Here is a 16,399-nt window from a genome sequence, read left to right on the forward strand (position 1 = left end):
CCCGGCCGTTATATGTGCTGCGGGGATAAGCACCGATAGCTGTTGTATTCCTGGTCATGGCAGCTGCGGAAACCGCAGGTCCGCCGGTACATCAGGCGCCGGTTGCAGGATGTGTGCGGGTCTGAAGCCCGGTGGGGCTTATTCGCATGAGGATGTCCACGCAGTCCAGGGCCGGCCATGGCCGGGCTGTCCTGCCGGCGGGAGGCGACGGCCGTGAAGTCCGCGGCGGATCCGCAGGAATGCCTGCTGCCCGGTTCCGGGGTTCTGGCCCCGCTGTGCTGACCCCGCTGTGCTGACGGGGTGCAGTAACACCCCGGAGCACGGCTCCCGTCCCGGGATGCGGGGCGGGAGCCGCGGTTCTAATAATTGGGGTCATTAAAACCGATCCACTACGGCCAGTGCAGGGACGGGCTGTTGCATTTACCTTGGGCCCGCCGGCACCCGGGGCGTCAGAGGGCGCCGGTGCCGAAGAGCAGGCCGAGCGCGTAGGTCACCGCCGCGGCGCCGTAGCCGATGGCCAGCTGGCGCAGGGCCCGTTTGAGCGGCGGGGCGCCCGAGAGCAGGCCCGTGATGGCCCCGGTGATCAGCCGGGCCAGTCCGACGATGACCCCCGCGACGATGACAGCGGCCAGCCCCTGCAGGCCGACCAGGTAGGGAAGCACCGGGATAATGGCGCCGGAGGCGAAAAAGCCGAAACTGGACAGCGCCGCGCCCATGCCGGTGCCGATGGCCTCGTGCTCATCACGGTCCGCGGTCCGGGGCTCTTCCGCCCCGACGGAGCCCGGATCGGCCAGAGCTCGGCCGCCCGGTCAACAGCCTGCCGGGCACTCATGCCGCGGGCCCGGTAGATCAGGGCCAGTTCATTGGCTTCCTGGTCCAGGCGCTGCAGAGCCCGGCGGGCTTCGGGGTCCGGGATGGAGGCTTCCAGCAGTTCGCGCTGGGAGCGGACGGAGACGAATTCGCCGGCTCCCATCGAGAGGGCACCGGCGAGCAGACCGGCGATTCCGGTCAGCAGCACGACCCGGTTGGGCACCCCGCTGGCTCCGACGCCCAGGACCAGCGACAGGTTGCTGACCAGCCCGTCGTTGGCGCCGAAAACCGCCGCACGGAAGGTTCCCGAGAGCCGGTTGCGTCCGCGGGCGGCCAGGGCCCGGACCACCTCCTCGTGGATCTTTTCGTCCGCGGCCATGGCCGCGGTCGCATCGGCGTCCCGCTCGTACGGGGAGCGGGATTCGGCCCGCTGGGCCAGGGCCAGGACGAAGACCGAACCGAACCGGCGGGCCAGCAGGTCCAGCAGCCGGGTCCTGAGATCACCGCGCCGCGGGCGGCCGATGTTGTCGCCGTGCAGGTTCTCCCAGTGCTGTTCGTGCCGGCTTTCGGCCTCGGCCAGGGCCAGCAGAATCGCCCGTTCCTCGCCGGAACGCCGGCCGGCCAGATCCCGGTACACTGCGGCTTCTGCCCGTTCATTGGCCAGGTGGCCGGCTGATTCCGGTCAGGCACATCGGTCATGACTGTCCTCACGGCTGCGCACTGACCGGAATGCGGCGGCGGGCGCGGCTTCGATCAGAGCAGAATCTGATCGAAGGTCTCGCTCGCCCGCCATTTGTGGCGGGTGGCGCACCGGCCTCCCGTCCGGGAAACCAGTATGTCGATGCGCCGCTGCGCCCGCGCTTGGCGGGCGGTGGGAACTACTCCCCTTCGACGCCCCTCATCCTAATCCATCCGGCACCCGCCCTGACCGCCCTGACCCGCCCTGGCCCGCGGGGACCGGACGGTACCGGACGGCAGGGGACTGCACCCGTCCGACCGATCCGGTTGCCGGGCGGCTCCTCCCGCAGTGTCAGGAGTGCGCAGGCCGCCGGTTCCCACCCCAGCATCCGATCACTGGGGTGCAGTCCGGGCCGCAACCAGGCCTGAAAGGCGGATCCTGGACAGTAGCGGGCCGGTCGGGACCGGCACCGCAACCGCAGGACCGCCCCGGGCCTTGTCCCGGACGGCACGTGGCGGCGGACGGGCAGGAGGAGCACATGCAGAAAACAGCCCTTCCGGCGCTGCTGTCCGCAGCGCTGCTCGCCGGCTGCGGCACCGCCGCGGACCCGGCAGCCCAGACCCCGTCGGCCCAGACCCCGCCGGCCCAGACGCGCGCGGCCCAGACCCCGGTGGCCCAAGCCCCGGTGGTGAACCGTGCTGTCTCCACGGAGGGCACCGGAGCGCAGCAGGCGGTGCTGGCGGAACTGGCGGCGATCGATCCGCTGCTGCTCAGCGGTGATGCCCTTTCGAAGGTGCGGGCAACCTGCTCCGGCATTGCCGGCGGCGCCGAGGACCTGCTGACCGTCACGAAAATCAGATTCACCGGCCCGGGCGCGGATCCGGTCTCCGATGACCAGGCCCGCAGGATCATTGCCGCGATCAGCACTGCCGGATTCTGCGGTTCCCCGGCCGGACGGTAACGCCCTCCGCCTGCCTCCCTCCGTCTGCCTCCCTCGGCCTGTCTCGTCGGTTCCGCGGCGGCACGCGGACAGCCCTGCCCTGCGGGGATCCGATGCCCGGGGCCCGGTTCTAGGCGGCGGTGACGGTGAGGTGCGCGGCGGCGGTGGTGCTGTGGCCGCCGGGGCTGGATGGTCCGGCGGTGAGCAGGTAGGTTCCCGGGGCGGGCGGTTCAAGCAGCAGGTCGCAGCGGCCGCCGGGAGGCACTTCAACGACGGCGGTGACCAGCGGATGGGCGGTGGCCCAGGTGGGCGGGGCGGGCCCGGCCGGGTCGGAGGTGTCGCGCAGGGGCCGGCTGTCATGGGCGATCAGCTGCGCGATGGGCGCCGGGGCGGCGGCGGGGCCGGTGAAACGGGCGGTCACCGGGCGGGTGCAGGCGTTGAGCAGGCGCAGCAGCGTCGGCTTCTTCGGCCCCGGGACGAGGTTGGCGTCCAGGGCCGGCGGCAGGGGCTTGAGGTTTTCGGGGGAGTCGGCCGGCTGCCAGGCATAAACGCGCAGCAGTTCCTGCGGACCGGCCGTTTCCGTGCCGGTGTTTTCCGTCCCGGTGTTTGTCTTAACGGCGTCCTGCGGGGCGGTGATCAGGATGGCTTCGGTGCCGGGGTCGTATTCGGGCCCGTCCACGAAGGCCCGCCGGGATTCTTCACTGACGGGGAAGTCGGGGTGGGGGACCGGATCGATCACCAGCGCCCCGAGGGTATCCGGGCCGCCGGGCGGGCCGGGGCGGCAGCGGTAGAAATAGGTGCCGGCGGTGCCGGTGTCCGGGTCCCCCGGGATGCCGGGTTCGGGGACCCACCGGCCGGGGCGGCGGCGGGCAGCCTCGAAGGAGGTCACCGGCCGTGCGTGCCCGCTGCCGGCGTCCGGCCAGGGGACGGTGCGGACCGTGCGGCAGTCCTGCAGGGTCACGGGCACCGGTTCGCCTTCGGCCAGGCGCACCGGCGGCGCCGGCAACCCGGAGCGCCGGTCCCCGGAGTCAAAGGCCCCGCGTCCGGTGCCGCCGCTGCCCCCGCCGGCCGTCAGGGGTTCCGGTTCCGTCCCGTGCCCGGCAGCCGCCGCCGCGTCCTGACCCTGATTAACAAGCCCATGTACCCATGGTGCCCTCTTCCCTCTAGGCGGCACACCCCCATCCCGGGGATAAAGGAGAACCCCCCCGTACGGGCGGCCTAAGTTTGAGGATGTCGCCCGCGGGGCTGTGGTGCCACGATGGTGGTATCAGGACGGTCATCCTGCAGTCGGGGCCGTCCGGCGCCAAGGGAGCCTGTCATGCCCGCCAACCCAGTCCGTCTTCGCCGGTACACCACCGCAGCCGCGCTCATCGTTGCCGGTATCTTCAACACCGTCGCGTTCGCCGTGTGGCCCTGGGGCCGGGACGGCACCCAGGAGGCCTTCGTCGAGGCCGTCACGGGCAGCTCCTCGGCCGGTCAGCTCGGGCCTTTGCTGCTGCATTACGGTTTCGTGGCGCTGGCGGCCGGCCTGCTGGGGCTGCTGGAAATGCTGCGGCCCGGCCCGGCAGTCTGGGGGCACATTGCCGGGGTGCTGGCCTTTATCGGAGTGGTCGGTTTCCTGCCGTCGGCGCAGATCTTCTGGTTCCTGCGCGCCGCCGACAGTGCTGCGGTCTCCTCCGCGCAGCTGGCCGCCATCGCGGGGGAATACCCGGGGGAGCTGGCACAGACCGCGATCTACCGCCCCGCCGTTTTCATCACCCTCGTGGCGATCCCTGTCTTCCTGCTGGCGCTGTGGCGCAGCGGTGTCGTGTCCTGGTGGCCGGCCGCGGTGATGTTCACCGGCATGGCGCTGCCGGTCTTTTTGCCCTACGGCGCTCTCTTCCCGACTTTGGCGGCCGCAGTCCAGGCCGTCGCGCTGATCTACATCGGCCTGCAGGTACTGGAAGCCGGCAGCAGCCCGCGCAGGGCCCTGAAACCCCGGGCCGGCAGACCGGCGCCGCGAAAGGGAACCCAAACCCAGCCCGGACCGGCCTGACAGGCGAGGGCCGCCGGCTGGAGCACCCGGCTCGGAAGACCGGCGGCTCCACCCAAACTGTGGGTGTCATATGCGCTGTTATCGGCGGCGGCATGGCGTTGAGCAGTTAAGCACCGTTGGCCGTGCTGGCGGTCTTCGGGTCAGGCGGCCCTCCGGACCTGTGCTTAGCGCTTTTTCCTGAAGACCCCCAGAATTCTTGCGCCGATGTTCCTGAGCTCCGGGTTGCTTCCCGTGCCTGCTGTGGTCCGCCCGCCGGTGGAGGCGTGTCTGGAGGCCGTTCTGCCTGTGCCGCCCAGTTTTTGCGCGGCGTTTCTGATCCTGTCGCCCATACCCATGGTCGTTCTCCCTGCGGTTGGTGCCCGTCGGCAGAAATGCCGGCCGGTCAGCTTCATCCTAGGGGCCACGGTGAACCGGCGCACCCCTTAAGAGCACCGGCAGGAGCCGCGGGGCAGGGTGAAACGGTGCGGGCCGGTGTGTGGTGTAGCCGTGCGCCGGTTTGCCGGTATTTTCCTGCCCTGCACCGGTTTGCCGGTATTTTCCTGCCCTGCACCGGTCGTTGGGGCGGTCCTTCCCGGGAGGATCAGACGGTGGCCGGATCCCGGCGTCGGGATGGTTTTTCGTCCGGGAGGGCGAGCCGGAGGACTTTGGCCCATGAGGATCCGACCTGTTTGAGCAGCGGCCCGGAGGTGTAGGGCAGCCCGTAGCGGCGGCAGATTTCGCGGACCTGGGGGGCGATCTCCGCGTACCGGTTGGAGGGCAGGTCCGGGAAGAGGTGGTGCTCGATCTGGTGGGAGAGGTTGCCGGTCATCAGGTGCATGAGCCTGGATCCGGAAATGTTGGCCGAGCCGATCATCTGGCGCACGTACCAGTCTCCGCGGGTTTCACCGTCGGCCATGTCCTCGGTGAAGGTGTCGGCGCCGTCGGGGAAGTGTCCGCAGAAGATGACCGCGTGGGCCCAGAGGTTGCGGACCGCGTTGGCTGCCAGGGTCCCGTAAAGGGCTTGTTTGCCGGAGCCGGTGAGCAGGGCCAGTGCCGGGGTTGCCGCGTAGTCCTTGGTGAGCTGCTTGGCGGCCTTGCGTCCCATGGCCTTCAGGTCCCTGATAAGCGCGGCTTTGCTCTTTCTGCCTTCCTTGTATTCCGGGATTTCCAGGTCGTAGATCGCTATTCCCCATTCGAAGACGGGGGCCAGCAGCGCGTTGTACAGGGGGTTGCCCAGGTTGAACGGTTTCCAGGGCTGGTCCGGATCCATGCGCAGCAGGTTGTATCCCACATCGCGGTCCTTACCCACGACGTTGGTCCAGCGGTGGTGCAGGTCGTTGTGGGTGTGCTGCCAGGACCGGGCCGGAGTGACGAAGTCCCATTCCCACGTGGTGGAGTGAATGTCCGGGTCCCGCATCCAGTCCCACTGGCCGTGCAGCACGTTGTGCCCGATCTCCATGTTCTCCAGGATCTTCGCGAGAGTCAGCATGGTGGTGCCGGCGACCCACGCCGTTTTGTTCTTGCTGACCAGCAGCGCGGCGCGGCCGGAGATCTCCAGGACGCGCTGGATCTTGATCATGCGCCGGATGTAGGCGGCGTCGGAGGCGCCGCGTTTTGCCAGAATGTCGTCGCGGATCGCATCCAGCTCGCGGCCCAGTTCGGCGACCTGTTCGTCGGTCAGGTGCGCGGCCGTCGGCGGACGGACGACGGGCCCGCCGGAGGCGGCCAGGGCCCCGGGCCGGGGTTTGGGTGCGGCTGCCGCCGCAGACGCGGCCGCGGATGTCTTCGGCTGCTCCGGGGAGGTCGTGCCGGCGGCCGTAGCCGGTTCCGGGGGGTTGGAAGTAAGGGTCATGGAACGATGCTCCTCAGAGTTCGAGGTTGACGGGTCCGGCTGCTGCCGAAACACAGGTCTGGATGAGTTGGCCGGGTTCGCCGTGTACTTCCCCGGTGCGCAGGTCGCGGACGCGGCCTGCCCGCAGCGGCACCAGGCAGCTGTGGCAGATGCCCATGCGGCAGCCGCTGGGAAGCAGCAGGCCGGCGTCTTCGCCGACGTCCAGCAGCGGAGTATCCCCGTCCGCCGCAACCTCCCGGTCGGAGGTCTCGAAGGTGACCGGTCCGCCCTCGTGCCCGGTCCCGCCGGACAGATCGGTACTGAATCGCTCAATCGTCAGGCTGCCCGCGCTGTTTCTGCCGGCCGATGCTGCCTCCGCCGCCCACAGCGCCTCGGCGTCGGTGAGGAATTCCTCGGGCCCGCAGGCGTAGGCGGCGCGGGCGCGCCAGTCGGGGCAGAGCCGTTCCAACGCTGCAGGGGATCCGAAGTCCAGCCGGCCGCTTTCGTTGGTGAACCAATGCGTCACGCGCAGGTTGCGGAACTGATCGGCCAGTTCGGAGAGTTCCTCGCGAAAGATGCTCTCTTCCGGCGTGCGGGCGGAATGGATGAGTACCACGTCTGCATCGGGACGGCGGGGTATGAGGGTTCGGACCATGGACATGACCGGGGTGATGCCGCTGCCGGCGGTAAGCATGAGCAGCGGCCGGGGCTGCTCGGGCAGCACGAAATCCCCCTGCGGAGGTGCCAGGAACAGCACATCCCCGGGGCGGGTGTTGCGGACCAGGGCATGGGAGACCGCACCGACGTCGGTCACGGTAATGGCGGGATCCTGGCCTGCCGCTGTGCTGAGCGAATACGAGCGCCAGTGCCACACCCCGTCCATCTCGACGCCGATCCGCGCCCACTGGCCGGCCTTGTGCGCCTGCCAGCCGCGTCCGGGCCGGAAGAAAATGGTTGCGGAGCCGGCAGTCTGGGGAACCACGCGGGTCACCACGCCGCGCAGCTGACGGGTGGAGGACACGGGGTTGAACAGGGACGCAAAATCTTCCGGGGCCAGTGGAGTGGTCAGAACAGATGCGGCACGTGCCAGCCTGCGGAGCCGGATCATGCCTTAAGCCTATGGCTTCTGGGACCGTATTTCTCCTAGTCCCGGATACGATCACATGTGCAAAACTATCATTGCGAAACAATTTAGGGGGTTCTCCGTGGAGTCCGGACCGCTCAGCACCCCAACCCAACAGGGATACGGGCCGCCCTGGCTGGCGCTGCCGAAGGAAGTGGGCGATCTTTTGCGGCCCATGGTTCCCGGGGTTGTGGAAGCCATTATCGACGCCGTTCCGAAGCTGGTGCCCGCCTACGCCCTGCCCCTTGAGGGCCGGTTCGGCCGCGGGCTGCACCGCGGGGTGGCCGAAGCGCTGGACCGTTTCCTCCAGTTGCCCGGCACCCGCCTGCCGGCCCTGTCCGATGAGAGCCGGCAGGTGGTAGCCGGTCTGGGCAGCGGTGAGTTCCGGCAGGGCCGCAGCATGGATGCCCTGCTGAGCGCATACCGGATCGGAGCGCGGGTGACGCTGCGCGAGATGTCCCGGGCCTCCATGGAGCAGGGGCTGGGCCCGAACGTTGTCGTGAATCTGGGCGAATCCATCCTGGCCTACATCGAGGAGCTCTCCGCGGTCAGCGCCGAGGCCTACGCCTTCGAACAGTCTGAACGCGCCGGAGCAATGGAACGGCGCCGTACCGAGCTGCTGGAACTGCTGCTGATGGGCCAGGCCGACGAGGCGGCCCTGCGCCGGGCAGCTTCCATGGCCGACTGGGCACTGCCGCCACGGCTCGCGGCGGTCATGCTGCCGCTGGACTGTGCCGCCGGCCTGCGGCTGCGCCTGGGTCCCAGAACCCTGGTCGTTGAACGCGAAACCGATGCCGTCGCCCTCGTCCCGGCCCCGCCGACTGCTGCCGCACGGAAGGAACTGGAGACCGTCCTACACGGCCGGTCCGCTGCCGTCGGACCGGCCGTAGGCTGGCAACGGGTACCCGACTCACTGCGGCTGGCCATGCTGGCCGCCTCGGTGCTGCCGCCCCGGCAGGACCCCCACGACCCTCCGCTCTGGGCCGAGGACCACCTGGTGCAGGTGATCCTCGGCGCAGAACCAACCGCCATCACCGAACTGGCCCGGCGCCGACTCGCACCGCTGGAGACCCTGCGTCCGGCTCAACGCGCCAGGCTCACCGAAACCCTGCACTCATGGCTGCGGCATTGGGGCCAAAGAGCCCCGATAGCAGCAGAACTCAAAATCCACCCCCAGACTGTCGGCTACCGGATAGCCCAGCTGCGCGAACTTTTCGGCGAACAGCTGCAAGACCCGCAAGCACGGTTCGAACTCGAACTCGCACTTCACGCCGGAAGACGCTAAAGCAGTGGACTCACAGCGCAGCCGCCCCTCCACCCGACGACCCCGTCATATGCGCAGTTATTGGCATTTATGTGCCTGACGCGGGCTGTATCCGGGGGTGGAACAGGACCAATCGAACTGCATGATGGGCAGCGTCAGGGGTGTTGCCTGGCGCTGCCCATTATGGTGGTTTCCAGCCGGCGATGACCTGCGGGGCGCCGAGTTGCTTGAGCCCTTCGACGCCGAACTCCAGGCCGTAGCCGGACTGCTTGGCGCCGCCGAACGGAATGCGCGGATCGATGGCGCCGTGCTTGTTGATCCACACCGTGCCGGCCTCGATCCGGGGCGCGACCTCGGGGCCGTCGCCGGATCCGAAGACCAGACCGAGGCGCCCAGGCCGACCTCGAGCGAGTTGGCCATCTCAACGGCCTCGTCCACGCTGGAGTACTTGCTGATCGGCAGCGCCGGACCGAATTGCTCCTCGGCGACCAGCGGGTTGTCGTTATCGATGTCCGCCACCAGGGTGGTCGGGTAGAAGTAGCCGGCCTGGTCCGTCTCCGGCTCGCCGCCCACCAGGACGCGGGCACCGGAGTCCTTGGCCGCCTGCACCAGCTTGGAGACGATGTCGAACTGGGCCTTGTTCTGCAGCGGCCCGAGCCTTGGCGGCAAGAACGCCAGACCCCCGATCTGTTTAAGACAGCGGCTGCCCTGTCTTGGCATCATTTGGCGAAGCGGGGGAGGTCCAGTCAGGCGTTGGTCTGCCCGGACCGCCCCACCTAGCCTGCCTCAATATGGTTCCACCGTTCAGACGGGGCAGAAGCGCCGGCGCGGGCACATGGAATGAGCCGGCCGCCTCTGCGGCATCTGCTAAAGGCGTTCTTCCTCTGGAACGGCCAGAGCGGGGGAGCGGTATCATTTTGGCGTAGTTGAGTCGATATGGCTCAACTTTAGGACTGTGGAGGAGACGGTGATAGTGGCAGCCGGATTCGATTCGTTTCCGGTGGCAGCAGGTGACTGCCGTCCCGGGCTGGGGACCATGGCGGCGGAGACTGTGCGGACCGTAGACATGGCGGCGGAAGGCTCCCCGACCGCTGCCGGGCGTTCGGAAGATGCGCAGCCGCGGCAGCCCGGGCAGGGCAGCCCGAAGACCGCCCAATGCGACCCGGCCGATGCTGCAGGTTCAGAGCCGGCTGGGCGCGGCATGCCGGTGGATGAGCCCGCTAAAGTCGTCCGGATCGGCAGGACGGTCGGGCAGCTGCTGGAGGAGGTGCGCAATGGACCCCTGGATGAGGGTGCGCGGTACCGGCTGGCGAGCATCTATTAACAATCCGTTCTCGAGATTCAGGACAGAATCGCCCCTGAACTGGCCCGGGAACTGGACCGGATCAGCCTGCCCTTCCCAGCCGATTCCGCTCCCTCCGAAGCCGAGCTGCGGGTGGCCCAGGCCCAGCTGGTGGGCTGGCTGGAAGGGTTGTTCCGGGGCATCCAGACAGCCCTGGCGGTGCAGGAAATCGCGAACCAGACCCTGGCGGCGCAGCAGCAACTGCGCCACATTGCGCCCGCCCGCCCGGCCGCCGGCACCGGGACCGCCGAGGACGGGGATCCCGCACCTATTCACAGCACTATGGGCCCCGCGGCGGGCGGCCGGGGCGGACAGTGCAGCGGGTTCGGGTATCTCTAGCCCCGCCCGGGCAGGGAACACTACCCATGACCGACCGAATGGGCTGGCGGTACCTGACGGTCCGCCGCCGAAGGGATACCCGGTGTCACATGCGCTAGTTATCGGTCTCGGGTTGGGGTGTGTCAGGGGTGGGCGGCCCGGTCCCGGCGGGCTCTTCCTTCGGCACCGTTGATGGGAAAAAAATATGGGTACAGTTCCTGGTGCAGTAAAGCGGCAGGGACAGGAGGTCAGCCGGAACCACCACGGTTCCGGCTCTTACCATACGGATCTCATCATGGGTCTGCCCCAGCCTAATCCCACACCAATGAGCGCTGATTCCGGGGCCGGTCCGTCCGGGCCACCCCGTGAGCACAGCGTTTTGGTCGATTCCGACGCCGCTCAGCAGGGTGTATGCGGCCGAATACACGAATCTGCGACCTGCCCCATCCACACACCGGTGCCTGCCGGTTCACCGGCACCTCGGCAGGAAAGCAGCCAGGGCTGCACGAGACCCCTGACAGTGGGCCGGCGCAGGCTTGGACCGAAGGCGATACCGGGGCCAGCGAAAGAGCCTGGTAATCCGTCAGTCAATCGGGATGAGCGAAGGGCCCCGGGTCCGCCGCCGCCGATACATGTGCGCTGATATGGGCTGTGCTCAGGGAGATGGGGCTGCCTGTCCTGTGCCGCCTCAGAGTTCCGTCGCCCGGAGTGGAGGACCGGTTATCATGCCGGCCCGGAACCTGCGGCAGCACGTCCCTGAAGGGCAGCAGGGCCGAGGGTGTCAGCGCGTCAATAACATTCGTCCGGACCTGATTCTTTACAGATACCGGACAACGGCGGACCGGCTCCCGGGTGGGCATAAATACCCCGCCGCCGGTGACGGCGCTTACTTGAACCGGCCGTTCCTGAACCGGTCGCGGTGGCCGGTTGGTGGCCGTTCTGTGCTGTCAAAAGCGCGGCCGGGATACGTAATATTTATCTGGGGAAATTGTCCCCGTTATTGAGGAGTCGCTTCGCATGGCACAAAAGGTGGAAATCGTCCTGGTCTCTGATTTGGACGGGGGCCCGGCGGACGAAACGGTGCATTTCGGCATGGACGGCACGAACTATGAAATTGACCTGTCCACAGGGGACGCTGCTGCACTGCGTAAGGCCTTCAGGCAGTATGTGAAGGCCGGCCGCAAGGTCCCTGCGGTTGGGTCAACCCGCGGCAAGGCCCGGGCCGGGGCCGGCCGTGGGGATACCCGGAAAATCCGTGAATGGGCCAGGGAACACGGTTATGACGTTTCCGGGCGGGGCCGGATATCCTCCGAAGTCGCTGAGGCATATCAAAAGGCTGTGGCCTGATTCAGCGAAGATCACTGATGCCATTCAGGTCAGAGATCTTACTGAGGGCAAACAACCCGGGAGGGGAATGCAGCATTCTCCTCCCGGCTTTAATACGCCGTCGCATGCGTTGTTATCGGCGTATGTCCGAGTCGGGGCAGATTTCGGTTGCCCTCGAGGCCCGTCCAGCTTGGGTGCTGCGCACCGGCCCCCGGCCGGGTACCTGACCAAAGCCGAAAGCCGGGCCGGGGAAGAGCTTATCGGGGGCGTCGGCGTTGCGGGCCTTTAGGCTGCGTTCATTCCTGCATCCTGCCGCAGGATGTCCCAGACTTCCTGGACGGTCAGGCCTGCCGCGGAGGCAACTGATTCCAGCGGGCAACCCTCACCGACGGCGGCGCGGATGCTGGTATTCAGGTTCTCGGTGGCCCGGTCCAGGGCCCACTGCCGGTCTTCGACCTGCGCGGCGGCCAGCCATACCCGCCGCACCGACGCCTGCCGGCCGGGGACCGGATCCTGGCGGAAGCCGCAGCCGCAGACCCATTCCCGCCTGGATGCCGGGCGGGGTTCTTCCGCCGCGAAGGTGACGATCGGCAGCCGTAGCGACACATCGGCAAGGGTCATGGCCTGACCGCAGTGCACCGGAGCATCCGCCAGGGGAGGCTCCTGCACCGGAGTCTTCTGCGGGGGAAATGCCGGAGCCGGAACCACAGGCAGGGAGAAGGTGATGTTGTCTGTAAAGTCCCGGGCGGTGCGGGACTGAAGCCTGGCTGCAACAGCAGTCACGGGGTCCTCCTGATCCGAAAACTAACTAACTAGACTAGCTAGTTATAAGCAGAAGCCGGCTCTTGTGTCCAGCCCCGAGGGGCGACCGGGACTGCGGCTGTGACATCACGCGAGGCAGGGGAGATCAGTGGGGGTCGATGGCATCGACGGCATTGCGCATGCGGTGCAGGAAGGTGATTACGGTACGGGCTTCTTCCTGTGACAGGGATTGGGCGGCCTTGAGCATGCGGGCATGCATCCGCCCCACAGTGGCTCTCACCTCGCGGTCCGAGCCGGCGGTGGCCCGCAGGATCAGGGCCCGGCCATCGGTCGGATGCCGTTCCCGCCGGAGGTGGCCGCTTTGGGCCAGTCGGTCGATCAGCGTGGTCACCGACGCTGAGGTGATGCCGAGTCGGGCAGCCAGTTCCTTCGGCCCTATCGTTTGGCCGGCGGCCTCGGCCTGCAGCAGATACCGCAGGGCCAGCAGATCGCTTTCCCCCATGCCCATGGAGGAGCGCGTGCGCCGGCGCATGGCCGCTTCCGAGGCCCGGTAGTCCCGCAGGGCATCGAGAACCTCCGCCGCGGCGGCGCAGTCCCTCGTGTACCAATAGCCAGACAAGGCCGGATCCTGCATGTAAAACCCCCAGAAGGTATAGCTAGTCCGTCTAGCGATCTAGGATAGCGCGGTACCTGCGCCCGTGCAGCTGCCCATCGGCCGGGCGGGGATCCGCCGGCCCTGCGGGTATAGTAAGTTTGCTGATGATCGGGGCTGCGGCGTGGCTCCGGAGGCGGCTTCCTGCACGGGCAGGTCTTGTCCCGGCAGGAACCGGCAGGATAACGATGAGAGGGGTTTGCAGGCATGAGTGTGATGGATTATCTCTTCGGCTTGGCCGTGCTCGGAAGCGGACTGGTGGTTATCGCCGCTGGAGGGGCGCTTCTGCTTCGTCCGCCCAGCCGGCCATGGCTGCAGAACCTTCCCCGGATATCCGGCACCGGAACCAGGAAGACCCGGACGCCTGCAGGCCGGGAGTATCTCCGGCGCGATACTCTGGTCGGCTAGAAACACCGGGCCGGCCTTCAGCCAGCCATAACGTATGCGCCGTTATCGGCGTTCGGACCGGACCGTTGGTGAGGTTGTCCGTGGCAGACGGCGCCGTGGGCCTTGTTCATCAGTGTCGGCTCTTAGGTTTCGCGGTCGGCCGGATCCGGTCCAGGACACTGCAGCGCGGTCGGGGCGGACGCCGGCCGGGACGGCAGAAGGCCCGAGTGGCCAGCGTGATCTGCTCGGCTTGGGAGCGGGTGGTCAGCGGTCGAAATGTGTTTGGGTGGCGCCCTGATGGACTGTGGCGATGACTTGGGCGGCGAGGTCGCGGAGTTTGACGTTGCGGTTGTTGGAAGCGGATTTCAGGATGTTGAAGGCCTGGTCCTGGCTGCAGGTGTTTTGGGCCATGATGATGCCGACGGCCAGGTCGATGGTGGTTCGGGACTGCATGGCTGATTCCAGGTGTGCCTCGGTGTCCTGATGTTGGGCGAACCGTACGGCGATCCGCAGTGCCTTCGAGGCCATCAGCACGTGCCGCTGCACATTCCGGATTGCGGCATCATCGTATTTGTTTGGCTGATCGGAATAGACATCGAGGCCGGCCGAGGCTTCGCCTTCGAGTTCGAAGGGCACGCCCAGGACCGAGATGATGCCGTTGGCGGCCGCCGCTTCCTGGTATTCGGGCCAGCGGAATTCCCGGCGCATGTCGGGGACGTGGACCAGTCTGTGTTCGCGGGCCGCCGTCAGGCACGGCCCGTCTCCAAACCGGTACTGGATCTCATCTAGTGCCGCGGCACGCTCGCTGCTGCTGGCCACCGTGGCGGCCGATTTATCACGAAGCAGCGTGACAGCACACCACACTTCCTCCTGTCCCTGGGCCAGGTTCTCGGCCATGAGACGGGTGAATTCCTCGAGGAACTCGGTCAGATCCCGACGCTCCAGCAGCAGATCCTGCAGCCGCTCAAGAGGGGAATCTGTGCTGGTATCACCGTTCACCTTGAGTACCTCCCGAACCGGCAGCGGTTTCTCTGATTGCCCCCTCGAATCAGGTTAGCGCTGACTGCCGGTCGATGGGAGGGCCAGTGCGGGGAGTTCTTGTGCAGTTGCTGTTCCCGCCGTCCCGGCGGGAGGGTCAGACGGACGAGGGCGTAGAGGTTCCCTTTACAGCTGATTAGTACATATGCGCTGTTATCGGCGATTGGGTGGCAGAAGAGACTCGAGGGGGCCTTGAGTGGACTGTTCCCTGGAAGTTGGAGCCGATATTGAACGGTGGGGCCTGGGCTCTCTGGGGAGAGTGGGTTGGCGGCGGTGCCTTACCGGCCAGGTTTTCTTCTGGCCGCTTCCACGCGCTGCCGGAGTTTTTCCTCGGCCTCGTCGCGGCGGCGCCACAGGGCCCGCAGATCCTTGTTGGAGTCGGATCCGGCCTTGGCGGTGTCCGGCAGTCGGGTCGGGCCGGTATGAGTGGCCTCGGATGCTTCATCGCGCATACCCCCATCGTCCCACCGGCCCGGGGCAGGGCGAAGCGAAGATCCGAACGCATCCAAATACGGCGGCGTATTCGGGCACGGAGGTCCGGTTGTTCTTCCGGCCCGGGCACCCGCTGGAGTTCATTATCTGCGGCGTCCGGGACCGCTGCGGAAGGTTTGAGGTCTTCGGGCCATCGCAGGCAGTTCACTGCGGTTGAACCCGGCCATGCCGCTCAGGTGCTGGCCGAACCGGTCGGCATGGCCGGCCGGGGGCAGACTGGCCGATTCCGGTTTCAGTTCCTACCTGATACGGCTGATCCTGTCGGGCAGTGTGCGGGATTCATTGTCACCACTGACCGGTTTTTCCGTTCTTCAGCCTGCCGCCGGTACGGCTGAGGATCCGGCCGGGGCTTTTCAGCCTACCCGGTACCGGTAACAACGTAAGGATGCCATTGACTGTGCTCAGCATGCCCATGACAGCCGGGTGCATCGCTCAGGATGAGGCGGCTGTTCGCTCACTGTTCCCGGGCCGCCTTGGCCTCATATGTGGCGGCTGAGGATGGCCTGGCTGACCTCCTTGATGGCGTGGGTGATCCTGATGCCGCGGGGGCAGGCCTCGGAGCAGTTGAAGACCGTGCGGCACCGCCAGACGCCTTCCTTGTCGTTGAGGATTTCCAGGCGCATATCGGCGGCATCATCGCGGGAGTCGAAGATGAACCGGTGCGCATTGACGATCGCTGCCGGGCCGAAGTACTGGCCGTCGGTCCAGAAGACCGGGCATGAGGAGGTGCAGGCTGCGCACAGAATGCACTTGGTGGTGTCATCGAAACGTTCGCGGTCCTGCGGGGACTGCAGCCGTTCCCTCGTCGGCTCGTGTCCGTTGGTGACCAGAAACGGCATGATTTCCCGGTAGGACTGGAAAAACGGTTCCATGTCCACGATCAGGTCCTTTTCCACCGGCAGGCCCTGAAGCGGTTCGACGGTGACGGGTTTACTGAGGTTGAGGTCCTTGAGCAGCACCTTGCAGGCCAGGCGGTTGCGGCCGTTGATGCGCATGGCATCGGAGCCGCAGACGCCGTGGGCGCAGGAGCGGCGGAAGGACAGGGAGCCGTCGTGCTCCCACTTGATTTTGTGCAGGGCATCCAGCACCCGGTCCGTCCCCTGCATGGTCAGAGGAAAGTCCTCCCAGTGCGCCTGGTCGGACAGTTCGGGGTTGAAACGGCGGATGCGCACGGTGACCTCAAAGGTCGACAGGGCGGTCTCGCCTGCTGATTCTGGAAGATCGATCCTGGATGCGGGCTCGGCGGGTTCGGTCGCCATGGAAACCACTCCCTAAAGGGGCTTTGGGTGGTATGGGGAAGCTAGGTTTATTGCCGTTACGGACCGGCTCAATCCCGGGTCACCGTCCGGGTCCGGGGCCGGTCCGGCTGTTGCCGCTGTAGGTTGCCCGGTAGCTGCAGTGCCGTTCGCGCAGGCACCCGT

Annotated in this window: 12 protein-coding genes and 3 pseudogenes; 5 read left to right on the forward strand and 10 right to left on the reverse strand. The window is 67.2% G+C overall.

The window, feature by feature from the left end:
- Positions 1 to 449: 449 nt before the first annotated feature.
- Positions 450 to 1,474 (reverse strand): annotated as a pseudogene (locus AC5RW2_RS37010) (VIT1/CCC1 transporter family protein).
- A gap of 553 nt (positions 1,475 to 2,027) precedes the next feature.
- On the opposite strand from AC5RW2_RS37010, the gene AC5RW2_RS37015 reads away from it, so the two are divergent.
- Entirely contained in the window at positions 2,028 to 2,450 is a 423-nt protein-coding gene (locus AC5RW2_RS37015; RefSeq protein WP_494037101.1) for a hypothetical protein, read from the forward strand.
- 109 nt (positions 2,451 to 2,559) lie between these two features.
- On the opposite strand, the gene AC5RW2_RS37020 is transcribed toward AC5RW2_RS37015, so the two are convergent.
- The gene (locus AC5RW2_RS37020) at positions 2,560 to 3,396 is read right to left on the reverse strand and encodes a copper oxidase (protein ID WP_494032365.1); all 837 of its coding nucleotides are present in this window, start codon (positions 3,394 to 3,396) and stop codon (positions 2,560 to 2,562) included.
- Positions 3,397 to 3,747: 351 nt separating this feature from the next.
- Here AC5RW2_RS37020 and AC5RW2_RS37025 point away from each other — a divergent pair, with 351 nt between their 5' ends.
- Positions 3,748 to 4,464, forward strand: coding sequence for a hypothetical protein (locus AC5RW2_RS37025; RefSeq protein ID WP_494075120.1), 717 nt, complete (start codon positions 3,748 to 3,750; stop codon positions 4,462 to 4,464).
- A 580-nt stretch (positions 4,465 to 5,044) separates the two neighbouring features.
- Here AC5RW2_RS37025 and AC5RW2_RS37030 read toward each other — a convergent pair.
- Both AC5RW2_RS37030 and AC5RW2_RS37035 read right to left on the reverse strand, forming a co-directional pair.
- Positions 5,045 to 6,295, reverse strand: coding sequence for a fatty acid desaturase family protein (locus tag AC5RW2_RS37030; RefSeq protein WP_494075121.1), 1,251 nt, complete (start codon positions 6,293 to 6,295; stop codon positions 5,045 to 5,047).
- A 13-nt stretch (positions 6,296 to 6,308) separates the two neighbouring features.
- Entirely contained in the window at positions 6,309 to 7,382 is a 1,074-nt protein-coding gene (locus tag AC5RW2_RS37035) for a ferredoxin reductase (protein ID WP_494075122.1), read from the reverse strand.
- A 97-nt stretch (positions 7,383 to 7,479) separates the two neighbouring features.
- On the opposite strand from AC5RW2_RS37035, the gene AC5RW2_RS37040 reads away from it, so the two are divergent.
- Entirely contained in the window at positions 7,480 to 8,682 is a 1,203-nt protein-coding gene (locus tag AC5RW2_RS37040) for a PucR family transcriptional regulator (RefSeq protein WP_494075123.1), read from the forward strand.
- Positions 8,683 to 8,842: 160 nt separating this feature from the next.
- Here the strand turns inward: AC5RW2_RS37040 and AC5RW2_RS37045 are convergent.
- Positions 8,843 to 9,318, reverse strand: a pseudogene (locus AC5RW2_RS37045) (aldehyde dehydrogenase family protein); the annotation flags it as partial.
- Positions 9,319 to 9,727: 409 nt separating this feature from the next.
- Between AC5RW2_RS37045 and AC5RW2_RS37050 the strand changes: the two are divergent.
- Positions 9,728 to 10,342, forward strand: a pseudogene (locus AC5RW2_RS37050) (proteasome activator).
- A 996-nt stretch (positions 10,343 to 11,338) separates the two neighbouring features.
- On the forward strand, positions 11,339 to 11,668 hold the full coding sequence (locus AC5RW2_RS37055) for a histone-like nucleoid-structuring protein Lsr2 (protein WP_494075124.1): 330 nt from the start codon (positions 11,339 to 11,341) through the stop codon (positions 11,666 to 11,668).
- Between the two features lie 264 nt (positions 11,669 to 11,932).
- On the opposite strand, the gene AC5RW2_RS37060 is transcribed toward AC5RW2_RS37055, so the two are convergent.
- The 5 genes from AC5RW2_RS37060 to AC5RW2_RS37080 form a co-directional block, all read right to left on the reverse strand.
- Positions 11,933 to 12,430: a hypothetical protein gene (locus tag AC5RW2_RS37060; RefSeq protein WP_494075125.1), complete on the reverse strand. Its 498-nt coding sequence runs from the start codon at positions 12,428 to 12,430 to the stop codon at positions 11,933 to 11,935.
- 124 nt (positions 12,431 to 12,554) lie between these two features.
- Positions 12,555 to 13,043: a MarR family winged helix-turn-helix transcriptional regulator gene (locus tag AC5RW2_RS37065; protein WP_494075126.1), complete on the reverse strand. Its 489-nt coding sequence runs from the start codon at positions 13,041 to 13,043 to the stop codon at positions 12,555 to 12,557.
- 669 nt (positions 13,044 to 13,712) lie between these two features.
- Entirely contained in the window at positions 13,713 to 14,447 is a 735-nt protein-coding gene (locus AC5RW2_RS37070) for a GAF and ANTAR domain-containing protein (protein WP_494031332.1), read from the reverse strand.
- 317 nt (positions 14,448 to 14,764) lie between these two features.
- Complete coding sequence (locus AC5RW2_RS37075) at positions 14,765 to 14,938, reverse strand: hypothetical protein (RefSeq protein ID WP_493986768.1); 174 nt, start codon at positions 14,936 to 14,938, stop codon at positions 14,765 to 14,767.
- Between the two features lie 519 nt (positions 14,939 to 15,457).
- Positions 15,458 to 16,237, reverse strand: a complete 780-nt coding sequence (locus AC5RW2_RS37080; protein ID WP_494075127.1) for a succinate dehydrogenase iron-sulfur subunit — start codon at positions 16,235 to 16,237, stop codon at positions 15,458 to 15,460.
- Between the last annotated feature and the right edge of the window lie 162 nt (positions 16,238 to 16,399).

Source organism: Arthrobacter sp. B0316-1-20 (assembly GCF_059091865.1).